This window comes from Vicinamibacterales bacterium, assembly GCA_036496585.1.
In the GTDB taxonomy this organism is placed as follows: Bacteria; Acidobacteriota; Vicinamibacteria; order Vicinamibacterales; family 2-12-FULL-66-21; genus JAICSD01.
In genome coordinates, this window is record DASXLB010000039.1 from 82,494 (window position 1) to 95,224 (window position 12,731).

Genomic DNA, 12,731 nt, shown 5'->3' on the forward strand with positions numbered 1-12,731 from the left:
GCACTCGCAATGACCCGTTGAGATCATCGTGAACGGCTCAGCGTGTCCTCGTTGAGCGCGTCGGCGTCGTGGGGGTCGTCGTGCGGGTCGTCGAGCCCGAATCGCGAACCGAAGTCAGTCCCTTTTGCATGAGCGCAGCGGACAGGGGCTGCAGCGACGCTGCGACACCGCGCAGAACGTTTGGCGACATCCCGCTGAGCTCTGAATTCAAATGCTCACGCAACAGCAATCCCGCGCGCCGTAGTTCGGTCCGGCCCGATGTGGTGATCAACACGCGCGCCACGCGGGCGTCGCCCTCTGGGGTTTCGCGCTCGACCCAGCCGCGTCCCTCCAGGTCCTGAAGCAGCACTGTCATCGTCGAGCCTCGCATTTTTTCGATCTGGACCAAGGTCCGTTGCTCGGTCGGTCCCAGACGGTCGAGGTCGACCAACACCATCAGTCCTGACCACCGGATGCCAAGCGCGCGCGCCTTCGCGTGTAGCAGGCGATACACGTAACCAGTGACGAACATCAGTTGGTCGCTTGCCTCATCCAGGTTTGACTTTCGAATGGCACTCATGAGACCGTTAGTTAAACTAACGATATGAGCATAGCACACACGAGTGAAGTCCGCGCGTGGGTCTGGGGCGCGCTTGCGGCCGCCCTCTTCTGGATAGCGCTCGTCGCCTTTGGTGCCGTACGGACCGACTACAGCCAGCTCACGAGGGCGGTCAGCGAACTCGGAGCCGTTGGTGCGCCGCACGCGCTCGCCTGGAATGTTCTCGGGTTCATGGCGCCGGGCCTCTTGCTCGCGGCGTGTGGCGTGGCCATTGCGACCGAAGCCGATGAACGCCGCGGCGTACTGCGTTGGTTGTTGGCGGGCTCCGGCATCGCGTTCGCCGGCACTGGCGTGTTTCCGGCCGTGATGCGATACGGTTCGCCCCAGATGCAGGCGCCATCGACCGTCGGGCACGTCGTGATGTTGCTACTGTCGAGTATCTGTTGGCTCCTTGCCATCGGAGTGCTGCTGCGCAAGCTGACGCGTGACGCGCGCCTGCGCCGCCTGCTGAAGCCCTTTGTGATTATCACCGTCATCGCACTGTCGGCGTTTGCGGCGAACGTGCTCCACCACGCGATCCCGCCGCTCGCGAATCGTCCCGGACTGGCGCAGCGGCTCGGGTTCGCGGGGTACTTTCTGTGGTACGTCTTGCTGTCCCTGTGGATCGCGAGGCTCGCGCCTACGGCAAAACAGACTGTACGCAACTCGCCGGTCCGTGCGGCGTGAGCGGCCACCCACGTACGTCGCCTTGCACTTGTTCCTGCAGCTTGATGAGCATGTACCTCGGAGTGTCTGTTCTGGCGGGAGAATCCGCCCGACGAATACCGAGGCTGTACGTTGGGGGCTTGGCGGCATGGGGCGCCGATCGCCTCGCAGAAGCGCGCCAAGGTTTGGCACACTCACTCATTGGGATTGGGACCTCAAGTGGATCGCGTAACACATTGAGGCCAAAGCCCTTGCAGGAGGCTTGGAGAATGTTGTGGCTGGGAGGCAGGGATTCGAACTCGGAGCAGAGCCTGTTTCTAACATGGTGATGGCGCGCGACTTCTGGTTTAAGCGCTTGGATCACAGGCCGTTACATCGTTTTGTCTCGTTCACTGCCGTCCACTTGAATCCGCTGGATTCTGCCCTGGTTTTGGAGACATTTTGGAGACTCCAGCGAAGGCCTGCGCGTTGCTGGCTTGAAGCAGTGTTCGCGCGATAGGCGCGCACGCGAATCCGGTTGAGCCCGAGAGCGCCGACATCGTGGCTCGAAGGCAACCACATGGTGGTGTACCCGGTCGGTGCGCCGAGATCCCACCATGCGCGAAAGAAGGCATGACGTGAGCCGTCGTGTTCACCTGCCGGAACGCTCTCGGGTGCGCCCAACTATTCGTCGTGGCGGAGGATCACCGGATCGATTCGCGTGGCTCCACGTCCGGATGCAGCCGGCGCCCAACGTCACGAGGGGGATGCGTCCTGCCGCGCCCCCGACCACGAGCGGATCGGTGCTCGTCACGCCAACGAGGCGACGGCGAGCGTGATCCGCACGGGTACGGGTCACGCTCGTCATCTTGCCGACGCGGCTGGCTAGAACGCTTGACAGGACCCGAGACGGGCACCGGCCCGAATGAGCCCCGGCGCAGATTGCTTCGGCACCGTGAGGTCGACGCGATTCGACAAGCACAGGTTCACTCGATCCGGCAGGATCACTTCCACTCCCTCGACCGCGCTGGTGTTCGTCCCGTCACCGACGCTGCTCCCCACGGTGTACGAGGTACGACGCCAGTCGATCAGCTCCGGATGTGCGACGGTGAGGTTGCCCGCCGCGTCGTAGCCGAACGCGTCGTTCACGTTACCGCTGGTGATCGCCCACGGTCCGAAGGTCGTGAAGCCCGGTTGGTTCGTGTCGTCGAGGTCCGTCGCGAGCACCTTGGCCACCACGTCGTTCGATCCACCGTCGATTCGGTACGACTGGCCGGCCGTGATCACCGGCGGATTGTCGTTCAGGTTGTGGACGTTGATCACCACGTTCTCGGGCGGGCTGCGCCGGAAGCCGTCATAGACGGAGACGGCGACCGTGTAGCTCGTCGCCGCTTCGAAGTCGAGCGTGGCACCTGCCGCGCGGCTGATCGTCCCCGTGCTCGCATCGATGGCGAAGTGGCCGCTCGGATCGGTGAGCTGCCACTGCGAGAACGTCGTATCCGCGTCGGCATCGGTCGCCACCGCCGTGCCGATCGCCGAACCCGCAGCGACGTTCTCGTCCACCTCGAACGACTGCCCTGGCGTCACCACGGCGAGCTGGTTCTCGACGTAGCGAACCAGCCACTGCAGCGCCGGACGCTCGGCGCCGTTCGGGTACATCAGCCAGTCGCCCTGGTTCGTGCGCCAGTGCGCGCCCCGCACGTAGCCCCACAACGTTACGCCTTTGACCTGCTCGTTCTCCCAGAACACCGGAAAGAGCGCCTTGTAGCGCGCGAGCTGCGCCGCGTCGTCCTGCACGCCCCACGTCGGGTCGATACCATCGATGTCGAACTCGGTCACATAGATGGGCAAGCCGGTCGCCTGCAGACGCGCCAGGTTCGCGGTGTGCGTCGCGACAGAGCCCGCGAGGTTGTCGTAGTTGTACTCGAAGGCGTGGGCCTGGATGCCGATGCCGTCGATGAGCCCTCGCGCCTGGAGCAGCTCGATGATCTGGAGATATCGCGTGGTCGCGTTCCCGTCGTTCGTGATGCCGTAGTCGTTCAGCAGCAGCTGGGCGTTGGGGAAGTACTGCCGCGCCAGCTCGAAGGCGCGGATGACCCAGTCCCAGCCGGTCCCGTAGAGGCCATTGTCGCCGCCGAGCGCGTCGATGTAGTTGCCGTTGCCGGGGCCGCGCGGTGGGGCGTGCAGCGGCTCGTTCACGACGTCGATCTGATCGAGGTTCGGGAACTCGCGCACGATCGCCGCCAGCCAGATGCGAATCGCTTCTTCCTGCTTCGCGACCGGCAGGCTTCCGATCCAGGCTGGCTGTTGGCTGCCCCAGACCAGGTTGTGCCACTTGAAGACGTCGCCATCGGCGCGCGCGAGGTCGTATGCCGCGTGTGCCAGCGTGAAATTGAACGCGGGGTTTGCCAATGCCGGATATCCCTGGTCGGCCGGGCCGAACGGCGACTGCGGCTGGGCAGTGCCCCACTTACCGCCGTTCTCCGGCGTGATCTGGTTCCAGTACGCGCTGAAGTTCATCGAGGCAGTGCCAGGGCTGTGGGCGCTGCCCAGGAACTTGGATAGGCCAGTGGCCAGCGGCGGGCCGGGGCGGGTGAAGGCCGGCGGATCCGGAGGCGCTGGTGCCGGACAGCTGATCGTGGGCGCACGTCCCGCATCGAGATCCCCCACGGTGTAGCAGGAGCCAACCGGACCGAACACGAACTTGTCGAACAGGAGACCGTCCTCGCGCGATCCCCACGCGAAGCTCTGTGTCAGCGCACCGCTGGGCACGATCCAGGCGCTGGGCCCGGTGCCGCCGCCGGCGCCGGGCAGCGCCGTCATGCGTACCCACTTCCAGACGTTCTGGCCGGCCGTTCCTCCAGTGGGGACGCCGGCGTCCGGCGCGGTCGCTCCGCCGACGCTTGTGTTGTACAGGCCCGACCAGCTCGTCGTCGTGTTGAAGCCAGTCGGCAGGTAGAAGCTGTCGTCGTTGCCAGTATTGGGCCCCACGAGAATACGCACGTACAAGGCATAGCTACCCGCGGCCGGAAACGTGACTGCGTAAATCGCAGTCCGCGCCGGCGTCGGGGTCACGGCTGCATTCTCGGTGGTAGTGATGTAGGTGATGCCGGCGGCATCGGTCCTGACACTGAGGCTGGCGCCCAGCGTGCCATTCTCGGCCTCGACGATTACCGGAACTTGCGCGAAGGTCGCGGCCGGGACGCACGCGAGTAGACTCGCGCACAGGAGTGCGTGCTTGATCCTCATGGTTCACCCCGAGGTTCCGAGATTAGGCTGCTCTCAGCGAAGGAATCTAACGCACCCATCGGACTTTGGAAAGCGGAAACATCACCGCCGGCGCGGCACGGTTCGCCTGCGGACGGTGGTTGTCAGCCTCCTGCTGCCACGGCTCGCCGCACGACGCGTTCGAACCACCTGCGAACGCGCGCAGCGAGCATGACGAGCGAGATGGGATCTGTCCGAGACTGCGAAGTCTCGGCTATCGCGTCGAACGTCTTCAAGGCTCCGTCGACCAACCGGCATGATCTGAGGAGATTTCGAACCTGACTAATCCGCGCGGCGTAGTGAATTAGCGGCGTCGCGTTGGATTACATCGCCTGCGGTCGCCTCGTCCCGTCACTGGCCCGCCGGGTACCAGTCTCGCAGGCGCACTTCTATGCCTGTGCCCTTCAGCGCGTCCGCGAAGATTGTTGGGTGAGAACCGAAGTAGTGATACGGATAAACAATCCGCGGCTTCATCGCTTTCACGCACGTGGCCGCATCGTCGGGTGACATGGTGTACGGCAGGTTCATCGGTACGAACGCGATGTCCACGCTCGACAACGCCTGCATTTCCGGCGTGCAGGCTGTGTCTCCAGCCACGTACACGCGTGTGCCCCTGAAGCTAACCACATACCCGTTGCCGCGACCCCTCGGATGAAAGACCGGGCCCTGCTGGGACTCCGACCTTGTGTTGTACATCGGCACGGCATCAATCGTGAGGTCGTCGATCGTGATGCGCCCGCCGTTCGCGATCGTCTCGGCGCCCTGCACATCGAGCAGCATGGCTTTGGCCGCGGGCGGGACGATGATGCGCGTCTGCGGGGTGCGCAGGGCGGCAATCACCCGCGGGTCGAGATGATCGGTGTGCGTGTGTGTGACCAGAATGACAGTGGGCGAGATACCGCGGAACCTGGCCATCTGCGCCTGACGAATCGGCAGCGCCGAAACCAGCAGTTCGGGGTTGGGTTCCTCGTCGGGCGATGCCGGCGGCTTGGGAGGAGCGCCAAACCTAGCCAGGTAGGCCGTCGCCATCGCCTCCAAATCCTCGCGAGGCGGCTCGGGTTGACCCGGCACGAATCGCGCTGGATCTATCAAGACGATGTGCTTCCCTAGGACGAGCGCCAGCGTTCCGTGCGCAATCGGCTGGACCGAAACAGAGCTGGCGCTGCCAACAGTGTCGGCCTGCCGTGTCGAGGCCACGCTTGTCACAAGGAATACGGCGAGTACGGTTCCGGCAACTCGCGACACCACCACTTCTCCCTCTGCGCCCTTCGGCTCACCTCGTGTTCGCTCGTCCCTCGATTCTGAGGCCGCGACCTTCCGATGGGTGCGATTGTTGGCCGTTGGGCGTTGCAGACGCCTGAAGCAGTCTTCGCGCGCTGACGCTACCGGTCGCTCTGTGAAGGCGGCCGCGCGGCAGCGGCCCAAGGCAGCAACGTCACGCAGGGCAGATACGCGGCGACGTGCCTCGACGCCACACTGAATGCCGTCGGGATGCCGCCAATCTCGGGGGCGGCGACCAGCGGAAGAAACGACGCGAGGAGCGCGCCAAAAGCGATCCAGCGAAACCGTCGGATGGGCTCGTCGTGAAAAGCGCTCAGCAGTCCGAACACGATGACCGCAACCGTGCACAACACGGCGGTGTCCGCGGTAATGACCGCGCCACATGCGACGACCAGATACCCTGCCCTCCGGTGCACCCGTATCCAAACCGCACGATTGGACAGCGTGAGCTGTGTCCGGATGCCGATCGCGAGGTTGGGTCGAGTCCTCGGAAGCAGATTGCCGACGCTGATCATCGTGAACCCCAGCATCAGCGGCACGAGTTCCGCCGCCCACCTCCGTCCCGATAGCAGTCCGAGCACCGCCAGTAGAACCGCTCCATGGACGCCCATGACAAAGACGGTGAACCGCAGCATGATCGCGTCGTAGACCGCGAGGGTATTCCGCGCGTCCGACTCGTCGATGGGATGCTTGACCGATTCACACGCCTTGCCGTCGTCTCCGGGGATGTACCGGCTGAATGTGACCGGCGTTGATTACCAACTTCGGGGTGGTCGAACGCGAGCGCGGGGCCGTGGCGCGCGTTGACGATCCGTTTGACCGGTGGCTGACAGGTCACGTCCAACGCACGTCCCCGCAATCGCTCTCAGGCGGCGACAGCTCGTCGTCGCTGGATCGCTGTCGCGACGTCACGCGGCTTGGCGCCCAGAGCAAAGAGTCCACGAAGCAGCAGATCGATCGAGACGGTGGCGTCTGCCGCTTCCATTTTGGCAACCCGTGACTGACTAGACTTCAGGCGCTTTGCCAATGTCGCTTGAGACATCTTCTGCGCGAGGCGGCGATTGCGGAGACACTGACTGAGGGCCAGCCTCGTTTCAACGAAGGCGGCTTCTTCCGGTGTCAGTTCCAAAAAGTCTGCGGCTGAACCGACCCGCCAACCATGCGCCTGCAGGCGGGTGCGCTTCTTGATCTTCATCAGTCTTGCTCCTTCACGGCGTTCCCGTAATTGCGCAGGCGTTGCTTGCAGACATCAATTACCTGTTGTGGCGTGGTCGATGTCTTCTTCGCAAAGACATCGGCGATGATCACGGCGTCCGAGTCCACTCGATACACGATCCGCCAGGTCACATCCTGGTCCTGAATTCGCAGCTCATGACATCGCGAACCAACCACCGGCATCGGCCGCGAGTGGGGGAGGCCCAGCGTCTCGCCTGTCTGAAGGCGCCTCAACAGCGTTCCCGCCTCGATCCTGGCTCCCTGAGAAAACGGCGGCGTCTTCACCTCGCCATGAAGCCACACAAGCGGTTTGTCGGCTTTAGGTCCTGCCATTACTGTATGTCAGATATGACATAGACGCAACTCCAGCCCAACATCGCTGCCCGTGAATTACGAACAGTCTGTATCGTCGGATATGCCGCATCGCCAAGCAAGTGGCCAAGTGAAGACCTCATGCGGCGTCGCTTTCGCAGCATACGCGTGAACTTCACACGTCCGGCCACCGCGTAGATGCATCTCTGGTGCTGCGCGGAGGCGTCGTCAACGCCCCCCAGGCCGCGCGGATGCGCGGTCGGAGCGCAGCGGAGAGCGTTGACGATGCCGAGCACAGCTCCACACTGACGCACGCGATGGCCGGCCGCCGCACCGGACTCCAGCCGAAGCGCTCGGCTTCCACCCGATCGTGAATTGCTCCCGTTTCGCCTGCTTCCGATAATCGGAAGCCAAGATGGATTTCGATCCACGCGATCGCGACCACGACGCTCGTGATGTCGAGATGCCGTGGGTCGAAGCTGACCGAGACCTCCAACTGAATCGCGACCCGGAAGATGTCCGCGGCCGGGACGATGACACGCGTGACCGCGAGCGCGACGGCGATCCGCGCGACGTGTTCGTCGCCGGCCTCGAGCTCCCGCGCGGACCCGAGCGCGAGGTCGTGCTCGACGGCGACCGCCGCTACGAACTGAACGGCGACGACAGCCGCACGCTGGCGACCATCGGGGCGCTTCGGGTCGTCGCCGAACGCGATCTCCGCGAATCGCGTGACGAGTCCCACACGCGCGAGCCGGACGTGCGTCATTTGCGAAACGAAGGGCTGGTGGAGGTGGTCCGCCTGGATGGCCCGGAGCGGGTCCTGACGCTCACCGAGCGCGGTCGCCATCTCCTCGACTCGCACCGTCGAGACCGCGACGAGGATGCCCGCCAGGCCTTCCACGCGGGCGTCAGCCGGCCGCGCGAGCTGTCCCACGACGTGCAGCTCTATCGCGCCTACGTGCGCGAGGAGGAGCGCCTGCGCGAGCAGGGCGCGGAGATTCGGCGCGTCGTGCTCGACGCCGAGCTCAAGCGCGAGTACCAGCAATGGCTCCAGGAACACAACCGGGGTCGAGCCGACAGCGACGGACGACCCGACCGCGACGCGGGCGAGATCGAACGCTGGGCGCATGAACGCGACCTGCCGTACTTCGACGAGCAGGTGCACTTTCCGGACTTCCGGATCGAATACGAGCTCGAGGGCCGCGACCGGCACGAGGATGTCGAGGTGGTCACCGAGCACTAACGCGGCGCCCACGCCGCGGGTGTCGCGCGGTCGGGATTTCGCTGTTACGGTCGCGGCGGCGGCAGCGGGCGGAGTGGCGGCCGCTCCTTCGATCCAGGCGTGGCCGAGGACTTCCTCTGATGCTGAAGTCAGTCGCACCCGCACTGCGCCACAGCGTCCGACTCGCACGTGTCGAGGCGGTGAGGGAGTTCGGGTTTACCGAGCGCCAGGCGCGCTTCCTGGTGCACGTCCTGGTCTTCTCCGGTGTGTTCCTCGAGCGGCAGTACCGCGCCTTCACAGGGCTCGTCCACGGTCAGAAGACCCACGACTTCCTGACCGACCTCATCCGGCGCGGGTATGCCACCGCGATCACGCCCGGTGCGCTCCACCGAGGCCGGTTCTACCACCTCCATTACAAGCCGCTGTATGAGGCCATCGGCGAGGCGGACAACCGCCATCGACGCCCCGCGTCGCTCGGTCGCGTCGTCGAACGGTTGATGCTACTGGACGCCGTGCTCGCCGAGCGCCGGTATGACTGGCTGGGCACCGAGCGCGACAAGCGCGCGTACTTCACCGCGGCCCTCGAACATCCGTTCCCGGACGATTGGTACCCGCATGTGACGTTCCGCAGCGGCGGCGAGCAGACGACCCGGTTCTTTCCGGACAAACTGCCGATCGGTACGCCGCTCGGCGGTGAGCGTCGGCACCTGTTTCTGTACCTCGCCACTCGCGAGATCCCGATGGACTTCCGGGTGTTCCTGCTGCATCACGCGGAGCTGCTCAAGGCCGTCGACGAGTGGACCATTCGGGTCCTCATCCCGCGGCGTCTGCGCAAGGCCGCGGCGCTGTACCGGTACGCCGTGCGCGATACGTTTCTGATGCCGTTGGAGCCGCGTCAGGTGCGCGAGCTCGAATGGTATTTTCGAGCGCGCCAAGGCGAGTGCGTGTGCCCGTCAGATTGGTCCGATCTTGACTTCCCGACGGCCGCGCGGACCTACGCCGCCGCGCGGTTCGAGGCACTCCGCCGCGCGTGGTTGCAGGGCGGCGAGGACATGCTCCTGGCGCTGCAACGGCCGACGCTGCGAGACCACATGCAGCGCGGGTGGGGACGCGTCGAATTCGTGCAGCTCGCGCATCAATACCTGCAGCTCACACCGTTCGTCGGCACGGCCGGCGCGCCTGCTGAACGCGGTTACTCGCCAGACAACCTAACGACGGAGTAGGTTGTCCTGAACCGTTCTCCCTCGTCTGACAACCCGGGTCTCGTCACACGTCCGAAGCCACTGATGAAATCGCTGCAAAGTCCAGCTCTCCCACAACTTGCCGGCGGCAGCCACGATAAAGGGCGGCGCCTTTTGCCGCCCGTCTGAAGCCACGGCGTCTATCGTCAGTGAGCAAGCCGTGGTGTGAACGACCCCGGCGCCACGATGGAGGGTGACCCCGACGTCACACGGAACAGGGTCGTTCACACCACGGCTTGCGTGTCGCAGATCGAGTGCCCGTCAAGGGGAATCCAGACGAGATCCGCGCTAACAGGTGACGGTGATCCGAACGTCAAACACGGTGGGATCCGTTGGCGGTCCAGGGATGAATCGCGACGGACGTTCCGGGTGGATTACGCGTGGCTGATCGGACGATCCACGCGACCATCACGCTGGTCACCGTGCCGCTGTGCTCGGCGCCGTCAATGCTCTCCGCGCGGACGCTTCGACCGCGCGTTCGCGCGGCTGGCGGCATTGACCGCGCCTCCGCGCAGCGTGTGATCAGCCTCTACGTGATGGTCGCCTCTGTGGAGGATCGTTCCGCTGCGTTTACGATCCAGACAGTTTGAGATCAAGCGTCCGCGTCTCGCCGTCCGACAGCGTCAGCGGCGTGCCACTTGGTCGGTTGATCGCTCTGCTGAGCTTGGCGGCCGCCGCCCGGACCTTATCGTCGCGGGCTTCGGGCCGCTGCTCTTCAACGGCGGCAGTACTATCTGATTCGAGGTAGCCACGAGGCGAAGTGAATCGATGATGACACCATCTATCGTTGTGGCCGGGCTGCTTGCGATCGGTGTGCCGGCCGCGACAGGACAGGAACGCGCACCCAACGGCCAGATCTATCGGGAACTTCTCCCGTTCGTCGGGCTCGATGGCGTTCGTGTGGAGATCCACGGTCTGGGTGGGGGGGTCTTCAACATACCCGGACCCATCACCGGCGACCCGGAAACGACGCTCACCGGGTTAAGCCGGGCGGAGCACGAACAACTCGAACGCGACATCCGAAGCGACATCGAAGAGGCCTTTCGAAACAGCCGGATTCCACTGCTGCCGAGCAGCGGCTCTGCGGATGAGGTCCGGCCACTGCTCGTGATCGACATCGGATGGGGCCGTGTGAAACCGGACACCATCACCGTCCATGTCAGGATCGATCTCCTGGAAGCCGCACGGCTGGTGAAGGACCCATCACGGATCGGGTGGGCGTCGAGCTGGGGCAGCACGTACTACAGCGTGTCATCGGGGCCAGACCTGGCGGCCCTGGTGCGCTCGATTGCCCGTGGCCAAGTCAGCTCGTTCGTCGCGCTCTACGTGCGGGCCCACACCAAGACGGGTTGACATCAGCTGCGGTGCAGCCTCGCTACGGATGGGAGTTCCCTTGGCCTTCGCGAACGCAGGCAGTCAGCGCTGGATCCAGGTCGCGGTCAATCGGCGTCCCGACCTGCTGCTCTCATCGTTGCGCGCGGCCGGCGCGATATCCGAGTCGACGACAATCGACTGGGCCTCGCCGTTGGAGGTCGACGCCTGCTGTGAGTACCGCGATGCTACTGCCCTGAAGAAGGCCGGCATTGAGGCGCTTCCTGTCCGTCCATTGAACGACTTCTGGCCCGCTAGAGGCCCGGTGTGGGATGCGATCGGGCGGACCACTGAGGGTGTGGCGATCTTCGTGGAGGCGAAGGCCCATATTCCCGAGGCGGCTTCGCCGGGAACTCGCGCGTCGCCGACATCGCTGGAGCTGATTTCACGCAGCCTGGAAGAGGCACGGCGCTGGTATGCGCCGAAGGCCAGCGCGAGTTGGACCGGCACGTTCTATCAGTACGCGAATCGCCTAGCGCACCACTATTTCCTGCGCGAAGTGAACAAGGTGCCGAGCGCGCTCGTGTTTGTCTACTTAACCCACGATCCGGATATGCGCGGACCGGCGAGTGAGTCCGAATGGCACGGGGCCATCCGGCTCTTGCATGCCGCGCTCGGTCTTCCGGCCCAGCTGGAACAACGCGGAGTCTTCGACGTCTTTCTGGACGTGCGACGGTTGCAGGATGGAGGGTGATGTGGCCAAGTTCACGCTGGTGACGATCGCTATGCTGCTCTCGTGTCCGGCTGCGGCTCGCGCGGACAGCGACGGATACTACTGCGCCGGACGTGGGTACGTCGCCTACGAAACCCGGCTCGGCGCCACGGGACCTCAGCACGTCCTGCACGTCGTGCGAATCTCGCGGACCAGCGGCATCGGCCAGACACAGGACATTCCGCTGGCGGACTTCCAAACGCATGGCATGCGCTGCGGCGACGCTGTGATCGAGCTGGACGCCTTCACGGTGCGATACCTCGTCGATGTCAGCGCGCCGGAGAGGCCGCGCACGACGACGGAGAACGCGGTGCTCGATCCGCAGCGGACGTCGCAGGTGAATCTGGCCAATTTGGCACGGGCCGGCGTAATCGACCTCGAGGCCGACGGCCCGCAGGGCGAGTTCCAGCTGGTCATCAGCCGCGTATCGCGACGGGTCGCCGGCGGCATCGAGCACTACACCGTCACCGAGCTGATTCGACGGGAGCCGCGGCCCGGCGGCCGCATTCTGGCATCTCAGAGACTGTTCGAAGGTATCTTCCTCGAAACAGTCGACATGCCCGCCGCTCGTTTGTCCTTGGGAGATCATTTGGGCATGGAGCGCGTACCCTCTGCGCGCCTTCGATTGTGCGATACGGGATGCCCGCACGACGAGTATGGTGCGACGCTTCGACCGCGCCCTCCGCGCGGCCCTTGGGGCATTGACCGCGGCCCGGCGCCCAGCACAGGTTCAGCAGATGCGTGATGGGCCATTGCTGAGGGTGCATGACGGATGAGACGCACTCGCGTCACGACGCGGTGTCTATTCAGTCAATCTCCTTGTGCGCGCTTGTTCACGTCCTGGAGGGCCAATGAACCAATCCGCCGCGTCCTGGCGTCCCGGGGCAT

Annotated in this window: 12 protein-coding genes; 6 read left to right on the plus strand and 6 right to left on the minus strand. The window is 64.7% G+C overall.

Going from position 1 to position 12,731, the window contains the following annotated elements:
* Positions 1 to 37 precede the first annotated feature (37 nt).
* Positions 38 to 742, minus strand: a complete 705-nt coding sequence (locus VGI12_12680; protein HEY2433523.1) for a MarR family winged helix-turn-helix transcriptional regulator — start codon at positions 740 to 742, stop codon at positions 38 to 40.
* On the opposite strand from VGI12_12680, the gene VGI12_12685 reads away from it, so the two are divergent.
* Positions 653 to 1,264, plus strand: coding sequence for a DUF998 domain-containing protein (locus tag VGI12_12685; protein ID HEY2433524.1), 612 nt, complete (start codon positions 653 to 655; stop codon positions 1,262 to 1,264). The genes VGI12_12680 and VGI12_12685 overlap by 90 nt on opposite strands.
* Before the next feature lie 843 nt (positions 1,265 to 2,107).
* Here the strand turns inward: VGI12_12685 and VGI12_12690 are convergent.
* The 5 genes from VGI12_12690 to VGI12_12710 form a co-directional block, all read right to left on the minus strand.
* The gene (locus VGI12_12690) at positions 2,108 to 4,471 is read right to left on the minus strand and encodes an endo-1,4-beta-xylanase (protein ID HEY2433525.1); all 2,364 of its coding nucleotides are present in this window, start codon (positions 4,469 to 4,471) and stop codon (positions 2,108 to 2,110) included.
* 369 nt (positions 4,472 to 4,840) lie between these two features.
* Positions 4,841 to 5,737 (minus strand): MBL fold metallo-hydrolase, encoded by an 897-nt coding sequence (locus tag VGI12_12695; GenBank protein ID HEY2433526.1) that lies wholly within the window; start codon positions 5,735 to 5,737, stop codon positions 4,841 to 4,843.
* A 134-nt stretch (positions 5,738 to 5,871) separates the two neighbouring features.
* Positions 5,872 to 6,405, minus strand: coding sequence for an SdpI family protein (locus tag VGI12_12700; GenBank protein ID HEY2433527.1), 534 nt, complete (start codon positions 6,403 to 6,405; stop codon positions 5,872 to 5,874).
* Between the two features lie 230 nt (positions 6,406 to 6,635).
* Positions 6,636 to 6,965 (minus strand): helix-turn-helix transcriptional regulator, encoded by a 330-nt coding sequence (locus VGI12_12705; protein ID HEY2433528.1) that lies wholly within the window; start codon positions 6,963 to 6,965, stop codon positions 6,636 to 6,638.
* Complete coding sequence (locus VGI12_12710; protein HEY2433529.1) at positions 6,965 to 7,270, minus strand: type II toxin-antitoxin system RelE/ParE family toxin; 306 nt, start codon at positions 7,268 to 7,270, stop codon at positions 6,965 to 6,967. The genes VGI12_12705 and VGI12_12710 overlap by 1 nt, the downstream gene beginning before the upstream one ends.
* Before the next feature lie 442 nt (positions 7,271 to 7,712).
* Here VGI12_12710 and VGI12_12715 point away from each other — a divergent pair, with 442 nt between their 5' ends.
* From VGI12_12715 to VGI12_12735, 5 genes are all read left to right on the plus strand, one after another.
* On the plus strand, positions 7,713 to 8,540 hold the full coding sequence (locus VGI12_12715; GenBank protein ID HEY2433530.1) for a hypothetical protein: 828 nt from the start codon (positions 7,713 to 7,715) through the stop codon (positions 8,538 to 8,540).
* A 119-nt stretch (positions 8,541 to 8,659) separates the two neighbouring features.
* Entirely contained in the window at positions 8,660 to 9,742 is a 1,083-nt protein-coding gene (locus tag VGI12_12720) for a hypothetical protein (protein ID HEY2433531.1), read from the plus strand.
* Between the two features lie 807 nt (positions 9,743 to 10,549).
* Positions 10,550 to 11,113 (plus strand): hypothetical protein, encoded by a 564-nt coding sequence (locus VGI12_12725; GenBank protein ID HEY2433532.1) that lies wholly within the window; start codon positions 10,550 to 10,552, stop codon positions 11,111 to 11,113.
* A gap of 40 nt (positions 11,114 to 11,153) precedes the next feature.
* Positions 11,154 to 11,825, plus strand: a complete 672-nt coding sequence (locus VGI12_12730) for a hypothetical protein (protein ID HEY2433533.1) — start codon at positions 11,154 to 11,156, stop codon at positions 11,823 to 11,825.
* A gap of 1 nt (position 11,826) precedes the next feature.
* Positions 11,827 to 12,588: a hypothetical protein gene (locus VGI12_12735; GenBank protein ID HEY2433534.1), complete on the plus strand. Its 762-nt coding sequence runs from the start codon at positions 11,827 to 11,829 to the stop codon at positions 12,586 to 12,588.
* Positions 12,589 to 12,731 lie beyond the last annotated feature (143 nt).

Coding starts and splice junctions, on each gene's coding strand:
- VGI12_12715 (HEY2433530.1), top strand. CDS start 7,713: ATGGATTTCGATCCACGCGATCGCGACCACGACGCTCGTGATGTCGAG.
- VGI12_12700 (HEY2433527.1), bottom strand. CDS start 6,405: ATGCTGCGGTTCACCGTCTTTGTCATGGGCGTCCATGGAGCGGTTCTA.
- VGI12_12690 (HEY2433525.1), bottom strand. CDS start 4,471: ATGAGGATCAAGCACGCACTCCTGTGCGCGAGTCTACTCGCGTGCGTC.
- VGI12_12720 (HEY2433531.1), top strand. CDS start 8,660: ATGCTGAAGTCAGTCGCACCCGCACTGCGCCACAGCGTCCGACTCGCA.
- VGI12_12705 (HEY2433528.1), bottom strand. CDS start 6,965: ATGAAGATCAAGAAGCGCACCCGCCTGCAGGCGCATGGTTGGCGGGTC.